16 protein-coding genes and 1 other RNA gene are annotated in these 14,015 nt (G+C 38.2%); 5 read left to right on the top strand and 12 right to left on the bottom strand.

The window, feature by feature from the left end:
• Positions 1-46 precede the first annotated feature (46 nt).
• The 4 genes from BG04_RS18635 to BG04_RS18620 are packed head-to-tail and all read left to right on the top strand — an operon-like array spanning position 47 to position 4,186.
• Positions 47-1,138 carry an ABC transporter ATP-binding protein gene (locus BG04_RS18635; protein ID WP_034653374.1) on the top strand — a complete coding sequence of 364 codons (1,092 nt, stop codon included), beginning with the start codon at positions 47-49 and terminating at the stop codon, positions 1,136-1,138.
• A gap of 36 nt (positions 1,139-1,174) precedes the next feature.
• Positions 1,175-2,422, top strand: a complete 1,248-nt coding sequence (locus BG04_RS18630) for an ABC transporter substrate-binding protein (protein WP_034653376.1) — start codon at positions 1,175-1,177, stop codon at positions 2,420-2,422.
• Complete coding sequence (locus BG04_RS18625; RefSeq protein WP_013082365.1) at positions 2,406-3,359, top strand: carbohydrate ABC transporter permease; 954 nt, start codon at positions 2,406-2,408, stop codon at positions 3,357-3,359. The genes BG04_RS18630 and BG04_RS18625 overlap by 17 nt, the downstream gene beginning before the upstream one ends.
• 14 nt (positions 3,360-3,373) lie before the next feature.
• A complete protein-coding gene (locus tag BG04_RS18620; RefSeq protein ID WP_013056150.1) occupies positions 3,374-4,186 on the top strand; it encodes a carbohydrate ABC transporter permease in 813 nt (270 codons plus the stop codon).
• A gap of 34 nt (positions 4,187-4,220) precedes the next feature.
• On the opposite strand, the gene BG04_RS18615 is transcribed toward BG04_RS18620, so the two are convergent.
• Complete coding sequence (locus tag BG04_RS18615) at positions 4,221-4,715, bottom strand: hypothetical protein (protein WP_034653379.1); 495 nt, start codon at positions 4,713-4,715, stop codon at positions 4,221-4,223.
• Between the two features lie 158 nt (positions 4,716-4,873).
• Between BG04_RS18615 and BG04_RS31680 the strand changes: the two genes are divergently transcribed.
• Complete coding sequence (locus BG04_RS31680; RefSeq protein ID WP_256656500.1) at positions 4,874-5,002, top strand: hypothetical protein; 129 nt, start codon at positions 4,874-4,876, stop codon at positions 5,000-5,002.
• Between the two features lie 44 nt (positions 5,003-5,046).
• Here BG04_RS31680 and BG04_RS18610 read toward each other — a convergent pair whose 3' ends face one another.
• From BG04_RS18610 to BG04_RS31675, 11 genes are all read right to left on the bottom strand, one after another.
• Complete coding sequence (locus BG04_RS18610) at positions 5,047-6,192, bottom strand: THUMP domain-containing class I SAM-dependent RNA methyltransferase (protein WP_013082362.1); 1,146 nt, start codon at positions 6,190-6,192, stop codon at positions 5,047-5,049.
• A 210-nt stretch (positions 6,193-6,402) separates the two neighbouring features.
• Complete coding sequence (locus tag BG04_RS18605) at positions 6,403-8,070, bottom strand: glycoside hydrolase family 13 protein (protein WP_034653382.1); 1,668 nt, start codon at positions 8,068-8,070, stop codon at positions 6,403-6,405.
• A gap of 132 nt (positions 8,071-8,202) precedes the next feature.
• Positions 8,203-8,829, bottom strand: coding sequence for a response regulator (locus BG04_RS18600; RefSeq protein ID WP_013082360.1), 627 nt, complete (start codon positions 8,827-8,829; stop codon positions 8,203-8,205).
• Positions 8,822-9,868 carry a sensor histidine kinase gene (locus tag BG04_RS18595; RefSeq protein ID WP_034653384.1) on the bottom strand — a complete coding sequence of 349 codons (1,047 nt, stop codon included), beginning with the start codon at positions 9,866-9,868 and terminating at the stop codon, positions 8,822-8,824. Before BG04_RS18595 ends, BG04_RS18600 begins: the two co-directional genes overlap by 8 nt.
• Entirely contained in the window at positions 9,865-10,593 is a 729-nt protein-coding gene (liaF, locus tag BG04_RS18590; RefSeq protein ID WP_034653386.1) for a cell wall-active antibiotics response protein LiaF, read from the bottom strand. Before liaF ends, BG04_RS18595 begins: the two co-directional genes overlap by 4 nt.
• 135 nt (positions 10,594-10,728) lie before the next feature.
• The gene (locus tag BG04_RS18585; protein WP_013056142.1) at positions 10,729-11,355 is read right to left on the bottom strand and encodes a PspA/IM30 family protein; all 627 of its coding nucleotides are present in this window, start codon (positions 11,353-11,355) and stop codon (positions 10,729-10,731) included.
• A 36-nt stretch (positions 11,356-11,391) separates the two neighbouring features.
• The gene (locus BG04_RS18580; protein WP_034653389.1) at positions 11,392-11,736 is read right to left on the bottom strand and encodes a lmo0954 family membrane protein; all 345 of its coding nucleotides are present in this window, start codon (positions 11,734-11,736) and stop codon (positions 11,392-11,394) included.
• A 247-nt stretch (positions 11,737-11,983) separates the two neighbouring features.
• An RNA gene (rnpB, locus tag BG04_RS29865) (RNase P RNA component class B) lies at positions 11,984-12,372 on the bottom strand.
• Positions 12,373-12,435: 63 nt separating this feature from the next.
• Positions 12,436-12,768 (bottom strand): cell division regulator GpsB, encoded by a 333-nt coding sequence (gene gpsB, locus BG04_RS18575; protein ID WP_013056140.1) that lies wholly within the window; start codon positions 12,766-12,768, stop codon positions 12,436-12,438.
• A 104-nt stretch (positions 12,769-12,872) separates the two neighbouring features.
• Entirely contained in the window at positions 12,873-13,424 is a 552-nt protein-coding gene (locus BG04_RS18570) for an SLOG family protein (protein ID WP_016763482.1), read from the bottom strand.
• A 63-nt stretch (positions 13,425-13,487) separates the two neighbouring features.
• Complete coding sequence (locus tag BG04_RS31675) at positions 13,488-13,997, bottom strand: spore coat protein (RefSeq protein WP_034653393.1); 510 nt, start codon at positions 13,995-13,997, stop codon at positions 13,488-13,490.
• Positions 13,998-14,015 lie beyond the last annotated feature (18 nt).

The following is a 14,015-nucleotide window of genomic DNA, read 5'->3' as shown; positions in this document are numbered from 1 at the left end:
AATTAGAGGCTTTTATTTTTTTAAAAGCCTGCTGAAAGGAGAAAAAATGGCAGAACTGCAGTTACAGCATGTGTATAAAAAATACCGAAAAGATAGTCTTGCAGTTGATAATTTCAATCTTCATATTCAAGACAAAGAATTTATTGTATTTGTAGGCCCTTCAGGGTGCGGCAAATCCACTACCCTTCGAATGATCGCCGGCCTTGAATCGATAACAGAAGGAGAATTGCTTATTAATGGAGATCGTGCAAACGATTTACCTTCTAAGGACCGAGATATTGCAATGGTGTTTCAAAACTACGCGCTTTACCCTCATTTAACAGTTTACGACAACATGGCATTTGGCTTGCAGCTCTGCAAAGTCCCAAAACAAGAAATTGATGAGCGCGTTCGAGAAGCGGCTCGTATTTTGGACTTAGAACCCTATTTAAAACGCAAGCCAAAAGCGTTATCAGGAGGGCAGCGTCAGCGGGTGGCTTTAGGAAGAGCCATTGTACGGAATGCCCAAATTTTTTTAATGGATGAGCCTTTATCTAACCTTGATGCCAAGCTTCGCGTACAAATGCGAGCTGAAATTAGTAAGCTTCATCAGAGGTTGCAGACGACCATTATTTATGTAACCCACGATCAAACAGAAGCGATGACGATGGCAAGCAGAATTGTAGTTATGAAAGATGGAAAAATTCAGCAAATAGGTTCACCTATGCAAATATATAATGCTCCAGAGAATACGTTTGTAGCTAGTTTTATAGGATCACCGGGAATGAACTTTTTCACAGGAAAAGTAGTGAACAACAAACTGCACATCAGTGAACATGAGTTTCAACTGACAGAAAATCAAATGCATTCGTTACATGAAAAAGGCTACAACAATCAGTTCGTTACTATAGGAATTCGACCTGAGCATATTACGCGGGCCTCTTCTGATGCTCCTCATATTTCATTACCGGTAGATGTGTCTGAGTTATTAGGAGCAGAGTATATGCTATACAGTAGTTTAGGAGACCAGCTCTTTGTGGCTAAAATCCCTGGGGATGAACATATTCAAGTTTATCAGCACTTTCCATTTCATTTTCAAATGAATCATGCTCATTTCTTTGACCAGGCATCTACCAACCGTATCAAAATTGACCAATAACTATCTAAAATGAATTCTATAAGTGGGGGAACTAAAATGAAAAAATTATTAATTCTGTTAGCAATGCTCACCGTGATCATCGCAGGCTGCGGCAAAAACAGTTCAACAAGCGGCGACAGCAGCGACTCTTCTAAAAAAGTAACCATTAACTTTACGCATTGGCGAGGAGAAGATTCGAAAGCTTTTGATTCTATCATTGAGCAATTTGAAAAGAAAAATCCAAATATTCATGTAGAAATGACCGTCTTTCCTTCTGATTCCTATCAATCACAAATTCAAGGATCTCTACTATCTGGAGAAGGTATCGATGTATTTGCTAGTTTTCCAGGAAGTCAATTTGAAACGATTCGCAAAGCAAACGGTTTTGCAAAGTTGGACGACCAAAACTTACTCAGCAAATTTGACGAAAAGCTAATCCAAGCGGGGAAAGCGGATAATACGCAATATGCTCTTCCTTATCAGCTAGTCTATAACATCCCTGTCTATAACAAAGGCATTTTTGAAAAATTAAATTTAGATGTTCCTAAAGATTGGAATAGCTTTTTAAAAACATCTGAAACATTAAAGAAAAATGGATACACGCCGATTTTATTTTCAGGAGACGTAAGTCCTTCTCAATTTATTAATCCAATGATTATGAATAACGAACCTACAAACAACGCCCTTCACGAAGTAGAAACGGGCAAGCGCAAGCTAACTGATGAATGGTTTATCAAAACCCTATCCCAAATTAAAGAATTAAATGACAAAGGTTACTTCCAAAAAGATGCTCTTGGTACGAAAAAAGAAAGTGCTGCAGCACTTTTTGCTCAGGAAAAAGGCGCAATGCTTGCTCAAGGTTCTTATATGATGGCTACAGTCAAACAGCAAAATCCGAAGATTGATCAAGGTTTGCTTGCACCGATTACAGTGGATCAAGATAAAGCAAAATACGAAGGTGTTCATACCACGACATTCTTATTAGGTGTTGCTGAAAAATCAAAACACAAAGAAGCTGCTAAGAAATTTTTAACTTTCCTTGCAGATCCAAAGATTTCTTCTGAGTATGCGAATGCTACTGGCCAGTTATTAACGGTCAAAGACGTGAAATATAATTCACCTGAACTCAAAGAAAGCGCAAAATGGAAAGGCAAAAAAACGGTCTTCCAACCTCGATTTACAATTTTAAATGAGCGCGTATCAAAAGCTGTTGAAACATCTGTACAGGACGTACTATCCGGTATGTCAGCGAAAAAAGCTGCTGAAAAAGCACAAGGAGAGGTAGAACGTGTCGCTAAAAACTAATACGTCTATTCAAGAAGAAGAAAAGAGAACCCCTTCGTTCTCTTTTCCTCTCTTTTCATTTAAAAGTATCTCTAAAAGCCGACATCTATGGTTGTTTTTACTTCCCGGCTTTATCATATATACTGTTTTCTTTGCATTGCCAACGCTTTCTGCTTTATTTTTAAGCACAACTGATTGGAATGGATTGTCTTCTCAGTTCTCATTTGTAGGGTTTCAAAACTTCAAAGAAATTTTAACAAACGATGCTATTTTTACACAGTCTCTTACAAACAACTTAAAATTCACAATTGGCGTGCTGATCTTTCAAACTTTATTGAGCTTGGGATTTGCACTTTTACTTTATAAAAATTCTGCATGGAATACATTTTATCGCTCACTCTTTTTTGTACCGACGATTATTTCGTCCGTATCGATTGCCTTCACGTGGAACTTTATGTATGACCCCAACATTGGAGGAGTTAACCTGTTTTTAAGTAAAATAGGCCTTGAGCATTGGACCCAGTCTTGGATTGGAAATGGACATATCGCAATTTACAGCTTGGCTTTTGTACAATTTTGGGCACATACTGGTCAAATGCTTATTATTTTTGTAGCTGGAATTCAAGCTATTCCCAGTGAGTTATATGAAGCTGCTAGTATTGATGGAGCAACACGATGGCAAAAATTCAAGCGCATTACGTGGCCTCTTTTAGCTCCAGCTACGACAATGGTTGTAGCTTATACGACCATACAAAGTTTTAAAGCATTTGATTTAATCATTGCAATGACAAATGGAGGTCCCTCCAACTCAACTGAAATTCTTTCGACACTTCTTTATCACGAAGCTTTTATTAATTTTCGTTTCGGCTATGCCTCTGCCATTTCAGTTGTATTTATGATTGTAATTGCTCTTTTAACGTTTCTTCAATTTCGCGTACTTCGCTTGACCAAAATGTAAAAGGAGATTCTTTTATGAAACAAAACCCATTCAGACAACTGATTTTAGGGATATACGGTTTGATCATTCTGTTGCCCTTAAGCTTGGTTTTATTAACAACCTTTAAAACAACGCCTGAACTTTACAGCAACCCAATCGGATTACCAGCAGGCTGGAATATTGAAAATTATAAACAGCTGCTCGTCAATGAACCCATCTTTGGCTATATTAAAAACAGCGTGATTGTTACCGTCTTTAGCACGTTTTTTATTCTATGGTTTTCAAGCATGATTGCTTATGCTATTATTCAACTACCTCAAAAGCTTGGCTGGATTGTATACGGCTTTTTTGTTTGCGGAATGATTGTCCCTACTCAAGTCAATATGATTCCTGTCTTTTTGCTGATGAATAAGCTTGGACTCGTCAATACGCTAACAGGCGTCATTATCGTCTCTATAAGTTTTTTGCTTCCCATCGGTGTGTTTATTATCACGGGTTTTATGAAAACTTTGCCAAGGGAACTATTCGAAGCTGCTCGCATGGACGGAGCGTCAGAGTGGAAAATATATTCAAAAATCGCTCTTCGACTCTCAATACCATCAATGGCTACAGTAGGAATTTTTTCGTTTGTGATTGTGTGGAATGATCTGTTATTCCCTTTGCTATTGTTAAAATCTAAAGAAGTAAAAACGCTGCCTATTGCACTATTGGACTTTCAAGGGGAATTTCTGACTAATTACCCTATGCTGTTTTCAGCAGTCGTTCTTTCTTCTATCCCATTATTGATTGCGTACGTGTTTTTGCAAAAGCATTTCATTTCAGGAATGACATCTGGGGCATTAAAATAGCAGGCAAGAAAATCACGGTTCCCTGCCTGTCCCATTATTCTATAGGATTATTTTTTAAAGCACGCTGAGGTTTCAGTTTCTCTACTACTAGATGTTGGTAAACGTACATTAAAGCAGCTTTCAACAGAAAGGTACCTAGCAAATGGTACTTTTTAAATGTGCCTACCCTAAAAAGCTTTGCACGGCTCATAGCTCGTTGAAAAGGATAAACAAAAAATGTATCTACGATTGCATTTAATAACATATACCTTCCAAAATGGCCATATGTGAACTTTTTAATCCATAAAGAACCTGCTAAAAATGGACCTAAAAGTAAAGCAGCTTCACCTGTTAGATATGGATGAGGAGGATTAGGGAATATCCACCACTTCTTTTTTTCAGCAATATAGCTTTCAACCATGATTAAAAAGGAAATAAACATAGTAGATGATAAATAGCGCTTAATATGCTGTCGTCCTATAAAAGGGATGGTTAACCATGAAAGAAGCATCAGCCCCCCAAAAATCCCTGCTGATCGATTCTTTCTCATTTTATCGCCTCTTAGGTTTTAGTATGAGATTTCCCTTTCATAAATATGTTAGAAATAAGCTAATCATTTCTCGTTTTAGGCCTGCTATTGAAAAGAAATGAATACATATATTGCCCTGCTACTCGCCCATACTATAAAAAACATAATGGGGTGAGTATATGCATGATTATTATGACGGACTATATAAATACCTGCTTAATGCTACATTTTGGTTTATTTTATTAATTGTCGTGCTCGGTATAGGCATGTTTGGAATGCTAGCTTATCGAGGTTTTAAAAGAAAATAACGTACAAAAGCCAAGCTGGTTTTTACACCGCTTGGCTTTTGTATTTATTGATCGTTGCGTGGAGGACGAGGTCCCCAATATTGATAGTAGTCTGTTTTAATAAACCCGTTAAACAATTTGCGTTTTTTCGTTGCTTTTTTACCGTAGTATTGTTCAAATTGTTCATGAGATGTAAGCATATAAATCGACCACGTATCAAGCTTAGAAAACGCTTCGCCCATTTCAGCGTACATTTTTTCAACAGAAGGACGATCGCTTAAACGTTCGCCGTACGGAGGGTTACCAATAATGATTCCATATTCTTTCGGCGTCGTAAAATCGCGCACTTGCATTTGCTTAAATTGAATTAAATCTCCAAGTCCAGCTTCAAATGCATTTTGCTCCGCTACTTTTACCATACGATGGTCAATATCATGACCAGCAATATCTAGCACTTGGTCGTAGTTCGCTAAGTCTTCTGCTTCTTCGCGCGCTTTGTCCCAAATACTTGCTGACATCCATGGCCATTCTTCTGATAAGAAGTCACGGTTAAATCCTGGTGCAATATTTTGACCGATAAGCGCTGCTTCGATAGCAATTGTACCTGAACCGCAAAAAACATCGACAAACGGACGATCCGCATTCCACGGCGTTAGCATAATTAGAGCCGCTGCCAGCGTTTCTTTTAAAGGAGCTTCCCCTTGCCCCACGCGGTAACCGCGCTTATGAAGCCCTGCACCGCTTGCGTCAATTGTTAATGTAGCAACATCTTTTAATAGCGCTACTTCAATTTTAAACGTTGACCCTGTTTCTTCGAGCCATCCTGTTGTTTTGTTATAATGTTTTTTCATGCTGTCAACAATTGCTTTTTTCACAATGCTTTGACAATCTGATACGCTGAACAATTTAGATTTAACTGATTTTCCCGATACAGGAAACTGTGCATCTACGGGCAAATAATCTCCCCAATTTAATGCTTTTGTTTGTTCAAAAAGCTCATCAAACGTACGAGCTTTGAACTGTCCAACCTGCACTTTAATTCGATCTGCTGTACGAAGCCATAAATTGCAGCGAGCAATTGCGAGCTCGTCTCCTTCAAAGATAACCTTGCCATTATCTACTTCACATTCATATCCTAAAGCACGCACTTCTTTAGCGACCAGTGCTTCAATTCCCATTGCTGCTGTTGCAATAATTTTATATTTCGCCATTTTTCAACCTCATTTTGTTTCTAATTATCTACACTAAGTGTAAAAGTACCATATACATGCGCCGTAGTCAAAGCTTTCTCCGTCTTTTTATTAAAATGCAAAAACTGCTCGCTCTTGACAGAGCCAGCAGTTTCTTCACCTATGTCGCCTATAAATGTGTTTTTAAAAGCTTTTCACTTTAAAAATTGCGCAATCGGTTGCTCAACTTGTTTATGAAAGTAAGTATACACGTGTTTCATATGGGTGCAGCGTACATTTTTCAAGCGTTTCATTTTTATCCAACGGATAATTATGAATCAGCACTTCTCTGTTTGAAAACGAGCTCTCTGAAGGAAACTCGAACGTTTGATTTTTCGGTGACATATTACAAATAATAACAGCGGTTTTACCTTCTAATGTTCGCGTATACGCGTAAATAGCGGAATCTTCTTCTGCCAATAGCTTATAAGTTCCATACACCAGCACATCATGCTGTTTTCTAATTTTAATGAGCTGTTTGTAAAAATTCAGTACCGAATTTTCATCACTTTTCTGCTCTTCTACGTTAATATCTACGTAATTTGGATTCACCTTCATCCAAGGGGTACCAGTAGAAAATCCTGCATTTCTTTCTGTATTCCACTGCATTGGCGTTCTTGAATTATCGCGGCCTGTTTCCCAAATTACTTTCATAATCTCGTCATGTGTATCGCCTTTTTCACGCTGAATACGGTAGTAGTTAATCATACCAACATCATCATAATCGTCAATAGAATCAAACTTAACATTGGTCATTCCAAGTTCTTGTCCTTGATAAATAAACGGTGTTCCTTTCATTAAAAAGTATAGTGCAGCTAAGCACTTTGCACTTTCCACTCGGTAAGCTACGCTGCCGAATTTATTTACAGAACGAATTTGGTCATGATTTTCTAAATATAAAGCGTTCCAGCCGTTGATTTTTTCTAAACCATTTTGCCAATTAGTTAAAATCGTTTTTAACTCGATTAAATCAAGCGGTTTTTCTTCTCCTTTATCCCACAGTCCCATATGCTCGAACTGAAAAATCATATTGAAGTTTCCGCCATCTTCAGCTACCCACTCATCTGCGCTGTCCGATGTTACACCATTTGCCTCTCCAACCGTCATAATATCATATTTGGCAAACGTATTTTCTTTTAGCTCTTTTAAATGTTCTTGAATTCCCGGTCGATTCATATGCCCTTCAAACGATGGCACATAATCTAGTTTTTCAGGGTTCGGTAGATCTGGGAAGCCGGCCACTTTCTTAATATGCGAAATAGCATCTACACGAAAACCATCAATTCCTTTATCTAACCACCAGTTAACCATTTCATAAAGCTCATGACGTACTTTTTCATTTTCCCAGTTTAAATCGGGCTGTTTTTTAGAAAATACGTGCATGTAATATTCTTTTGTCTTCTCGTCGAACTCCCAAGCTGATCCGCTAAAAATAGATTCCCAGTTGTTTGGCTCTTTTCCATCTTTACCTTCGTGCCAAATATAATAATCACGATATGGATTCTCTTTAGAAGACCTGGATTCTAAAAACCAAGGGTGTTCATCTGAAGTATGATTAATAACTAAATCCATAATCAGCTTCATTCCGCGATGGTGAACTTCATCTAGCAGCTCATCAAAGTCTTCCATTGTTCCGAAATCTTTCATAATATCTTTATAATCACTGATATCGTAGCCATTATCGTCGTTAGGAGACTGATAAATCGGGCAAATCCAAATGACATCAATTCCAAGATCAGATAAATAGTCTAATTTTGAAATAACCCCTTGAATGTCACCAATTCCGTCACCGTTTGAATCCATGAAGCTTCGCGGGTAGATTTGATACGCAACAGCTTCTTTCCACCATTTCTTTTCCATGTGCTCAACCCCTCAAAATAGTGCTTTTACGTAAGCGTTTGCCTTTACGCATATCGCTATTTTATAATGAATACATGCAAAAAAATAGGTTTTTCACAAAAAAAATCGTTATTCTCTTTTGAATAACGATTCTCACTGCGCTAATTTGTGTTTAAAGGCGTAGATGACGGCTTGAGTCCGGTCTTGTACATCCAGCTTACTTAATAAATTGCTCACATGTGTTTTTACCGTCTTTAGCGCAATAAATAATTCGTCTGCAATCTCTTGATTTGTTTTGCCTTGTGTCATTAGCAGTAAAATTTCCATTTCACGAGCTGTCAGTTCTTCATGAGGTAAAGACGGTTTTCTCATTTTAGACATCATTTTACCGGTTACTTCGGGCTCTAATACAGATTGCCCCTCATATGTACGGCGAATAGCAGCTGCAATTTCTCCTGCTTTAGACGTTTTTAATAAGTAGCTTGTTGCCCCTGCCTCTAGAGCGGGATATACTTTTTCATCATCTAGAAAGCTAGTGACAATGATCACTTTCGCTTCTGGCCACTGCTTAATCAGTTGTTTTGTTGCTTCAATCCCGTCCATTTCTTCCATGACTAAATCCATTAAAATAATATCCGGGCGCAGCTGAAGCCCTAATTCAACGGCCTGTTGGCCGTTTGCTGCTTCAGCTATTACATGAATGTCTGCTTGAGCCGACAAATACGCTCCTACGCCAATACGAACCATTTCATGGTCATCCACTAACAGTACATTAATCATTTTGCTTCTCCTCTCTTTCTACTAACGGTACTTTTACTTCTAGCTTTGTTCCCTTGTCGGGCAAGCTAATAATTTTTAATAGGCCCCCAATTTCAATTGCGCGTTCGTACATATTTTGCAGTCCGTACGATCCGACTTTTTCCTTTTCTACATCAAAACCAACTCCGTTATCAACAATACGTAAAATAATGGAAAAATCACGTTTAATCAGCAGCACATCTAAAGCTGTTGCATTGGCATGACGCAGCGTATTTGATACGGATTCTTGCAAAATTCTAAACAAGTGGTCTTCAATGCCTTTATCAAGTTCAAATGCTTCTATTTTCCAATTTAATTCAAGCGGTACTTTTTGAGCAAGCTCATTCATCAGTTCTTTCATTCCAGCCTGCAGCGATTTTCCTTTTAATGCTGCAGGACGAAGATGAAGAAGCAAAGCCCTCATTTCAAGCTGTGATTGGTTAATCATTTTTTCAACCATCTTTAATTGCTTAGCTTCAGAGTCTTGTAGCGTAAGATTGGACTCCGTAATAGCAGACATAAGCATCGAAGCGGCAAATAGCTGCTGACTAACGGAGTCATGCAGTTCTCTAGCAAGCCGATTTCGTTCCTGAGAAACAATTTCTTGCACTTGCTTTTGCTGATTTTCCACTTTTTCCGTTGCCATCTTTTGAGATTGCTGTGCTTGAAGAATCATTTTATAATCTACTTTATTTAAACGGCTTATAATTCGAGACGTTTCTTGAATAAGCGGTTCATTTGCCGACATATGCCGGTGGCCATTTTCTATTTCATATAATCGGTTTTCAACATATGTCCACTGCTGTCTCCACATAAACCCCATGATTCCTCCAATCACGCTTCCAATCGTAAGGCTCAAACTGAAGGAAAACAGCACAAAAGGCATCCCCAATACGCTTGTTTTCCATAAGTCGCTAAGTTGAAAAACAGGATATGCAAAAAACACGGTAAGGAGCACGGATACAAATACAAAAAAACTTAGGAAAATCCCCCATAATAACTGCCGTTGAAGAATACTCATATCCTTTGCACCTCTAAATCTCCAATCACAACAGTTGTAACAATCTTCACCCTATGAGCAGATTGATCAAATCCCTCTGTTTTGATAGACAAATTTTCATTGAACGAAAAGCCGCGCTGATGTCCAAAAACCGTTACGTTTCCTGCTAGTTTAGAATGATTCACAGATACTTCCGTTTCGTAAGGAATGAGCACTTTAATATTTCCAAACACTTGACGAATAAAAATAACCGCATCGCCTTTTGGCAGAACGGTATTGCTTAAATCAACCACAATGTCTCCCCATACGCTTTGAATATTAATATCATCCCATTCGTATACGGAGTCTTCGGTTCTTTGACTACCAAGAAGTTTATTCGTCAAAACCGGCCGGACCTGCACCAAACTTTGGTTTGGCTGCTGGGTAAATTCGTCAGTTGGTCTGAATTCAACCGGATGCTTTCTTGATTGAATAAATCTAAGTAAAAAATACAGAAAAAGAGCAATAATTAAAAACTTAAAGGCAACTGTATTAAATATATTCAACACAAGCCCAATAACGCCAATCCAAAATAAAATGCGCCCTAGTTTTCTTCTCATTTTTTTTCGCCCAATATACATGAACGCACCGGCAATTAATACAGAAAAGATCAAGCCGCTGTGAAAAAACATAATTTCAATAAACAGGACAAATAAACTGCAAATAAAAATGAACATAAGAAATTCTGTTTTGTTTACGCTTTGCACAGCTCTCTCTCCCTTCTCCTCGTAGATGACATAGCGTTCTTTGGATGCTGCAGGTATCTATTCTCTCACCTTAAAAAGACGCAGAAACCTACGCCTTTTTTAGAATACCATGTTTTATGCAGAAACACTGATTTTTTACGATGATTTTACTCTTTTTTCTAATTCAGCAATCTTGCTGTCTACCGTTTGTCTATAGTAATTTGTATTAATTTGATTTTCAAGCTGGTCAATATAGGTTTCCATTTCGTCAAACTGGCTGTAAGACGTATAAGATGCTTCTGTTTTCATTACTGAATTCATACGATGATGCGCACGAGCAATATTTTCGCGCCCCATTAGTTCCATACGGCGAATATGCATATCTTTTACCTTATGCTTCATTTCTTCATACTTTTGTTCAAGCTCTTCTAACTGCTTGGATGCATCTTCATAAGATTCTTTTACGCGCTTTGCTCTCTCTTCGTAGTGAGCATGTTCTTTTAAAATAAATTCATGTAATTCCGCTTCTTCAGCTGCTTGTGCTACTTGTGCTTGCTCATGGCGCTTTTTCATCATATCAAGGGCCAGATGATATTCGCGATTAAACTGTTCTTTTAACGTGTGCTGTCGCTCAACAAGCTGCCTTACCTTTTCGGTCTCCTGCTCGCATTGACGCAAATAGTGGTTTAGTGCAGCAATTGGATTTTTTTGTTCTTTGTGATCAAGTAATTGATGAAGGTCTGCAGAAATCGTTTCTTTCATTCGAGTAAATAAGTTTCTCATTTTGTTCATCTCCTTAGATAATAAAGTGAAATTTTATTATTTTTGATTTAAGTCAGCCCACTGACGTTCAAAGTGCTTAAACGGATCTTCTTTTTCCGTTTTTATAGAGCTGCTGCTGTTCCACTTTTTATATACAATATAAAGTACGACTGCTGCGATGATACCTGCAAGGGCCGGAAGGTTTGAAACGGTTGTTAAGAGTACGACAACACCAATAAACCCCCAGAGCCATTTTTTAAAGGGGGTCTCTGCTTTAACAAACCCTTTAAATGCTACGTACAAAATAACCAAGCCAAGTGCAAGCCCTACCATCGGACCGGCATTTGCAAAAAGAACGATAGCAGCTACCGCTCCAATCAAAAACAAACCAACTTTTTGCATTTTGTCTCCTCCTTTCGCTTATCTATATACTTAGTTTAAGGATTATGACGTTTTTTCAAAACGAGCTAGAGCTTTATTTTCTCCTAAGACCTGAGGCTGACAACAAGCTCAGTCTGATTGTACAAAAAAATGACAGCTTATGATAAGCTGTCATTTTGACATAAAAAAAGCTCTTCCATTATACGAAGAGCTGGGTTGGATTAAAGTATAGTGTATAACAACAAGTGTCGATTGCTTTTCAATAACGTTCTGTAAGCCATGTTTTGTACCATTGTACTGCAAGCGGCTAGCTACCTCGTACTCCGGTGGCAATTATCTATCTACAAAATGTAACCATTTTGTCCTTCCTTCCGTTCAGTTCCTTCCAGAAAGTTCCCCTACCATTATTTGGGTTTCTCGCTCGAGGGGTTTACCTCGTTCCACTCTTACCATTTCTGATAAGACTTCGTCACTGTGGCACTTTCAGAGTAGTCAAGCCATATCTTAAAAAGACTTAGGCTTTTTCCCCGCCGTTAGCTTTTAACAGCTACCCTAGCTTATGACTTCGCTAGGCACGAACACTACAGACATCGCAGTCTGTGCGAGCATGGACTTTCCTCTACATCCTCATATGTGATGCAGCAATTACCCGAACGTTATTGATAACGACTTTCCTTAGTATAATAAAAATAGGAGTTGAATGCAACTCCTATTTTTAGGTTATTCGTATAATTTACTTCCAAACACATGTTTTTCTAAGTTCGACAAACGTTTTAAAATATCAAAGTTTGTCGTACCCGCTTGCTGCTGCTGTTGAGCCGGCGGCGGGGTAAACGAAGGTTGTTGCGGCTTTTTAGATAACTCTTCTACTTGCTTTTTTAAGCGTAAATTTTCAGTTTGTAATGCTTCAATTTCTTCATGAAATGCTTCATAATCTTTAATAACAGAATCTAGATACTTATCTACTTCTTCTTGATTATAGCCTCTCATGCCTGTTTTAAATTCTTTTTCTAAAATTTCTTTGGCCGTTAAACGAATTTTATCAGCTAACATCTCTATCACCTCGAATACGATAAACCTTATCTTTATTATAATTCATTTTTTCAAAAATAGCTTCAAATGTCAATTTATCTTTTAAAATGTTTCACCAAATGGCGTTAAAAAGACGAAAATTTTTCTTCATCCACGATATCCTGTAAGTCGTGAGACGTCACCATTATAATAGGGTATTCTTCTCGTTCAGCACGTTTTTTAGCCGTTTCTAACATATATTTAGGACTTCCTTCGTGCTCTTCGTCGTAAACTAAACAAATACCTTCACTTTTTTCTACTAAAAACTGATTTTTTAACCGAAACTGTGCTGGACTTTCATATTTCTTTTTTGTGATGCTATCTACATAATCTGCTTGACTTAAGACGAATTCATACAATTCTTTATTGGCTTCATTCCATTTTTCTTCTTGCTCCAAAAATGGTGTTAAAACAGCTAACTGAAGCTCGGGATAATCCAGCTGGAGATCAAATACCACTTCCGCTGCCCAAATCTCTACTCCTAGCTGGCCACTAATCAATACCCATTCTAATCCATCTTCTACTAATTCCTGTAATTTTTTATAGAGCGCTTTTTTTATGTATGTAATGCCTTGATGTTTTTCATTAAAAATCCCAAGTTCGAATGGCTTATAACCAGTAACCGTCAGCACCTTCATTATATAACTCCTTTGTAACAAAATAGAATAGGAACTGATGTAATCAGCTCCTATTAACGTACATTATCTAAAATACCCTGAATTAGGTCCTTGATGCGCGCCTTTTGTATGACAGCTTCCTTGGCCGCAACCTTTGTGTCCCGGATAACTAGCACCTGCTACTTGACCTGGGTAGCCTCCTTGACCTGGATAACCAGCTCCCCCTACTTGACCTGGGTAGCCTCCTTGACCTGGATAACTAGCACCTGCTACTTGACCTGGGTAACCTCCTTGACCTGGGTAACCAGCACCTGCTACTTGACCTGGGTAGCCTCCCATTTGACCTGGATAGCCTGCTCCCCCTACTTGAGTTGGATATTGCTGCGCACCGCCAAAAAACTGTTGATTTGAAGTTTCATTTACAACAGATTGCGTTTGCGGGAAGTAATGTACGTGCTTCACATTTGTATGATTCACCAATGTATTATGACTTGGATGAATGTGAGGTACAACTACCTCCTGAGAAGTAAACTGCGTGCAACATTTTGTTGGATGCACAATTGGTGGCATACATTTTGTTGGTCTTGGATACATATCCTTTTTCCCCTTTCA

This window comes from Priestia megaterium NBRC 15308 = ATCC 14581 (assembly GCF_000832985.1).
Lineage (GTDB): Bacteria > Bacillota > Bacilli > Bacillales > Bacillaceae_H > Priestia > Priestia megaterium.
This window is presented reverse-complemented; position numbering and strand designations above follow the sequence as displayed.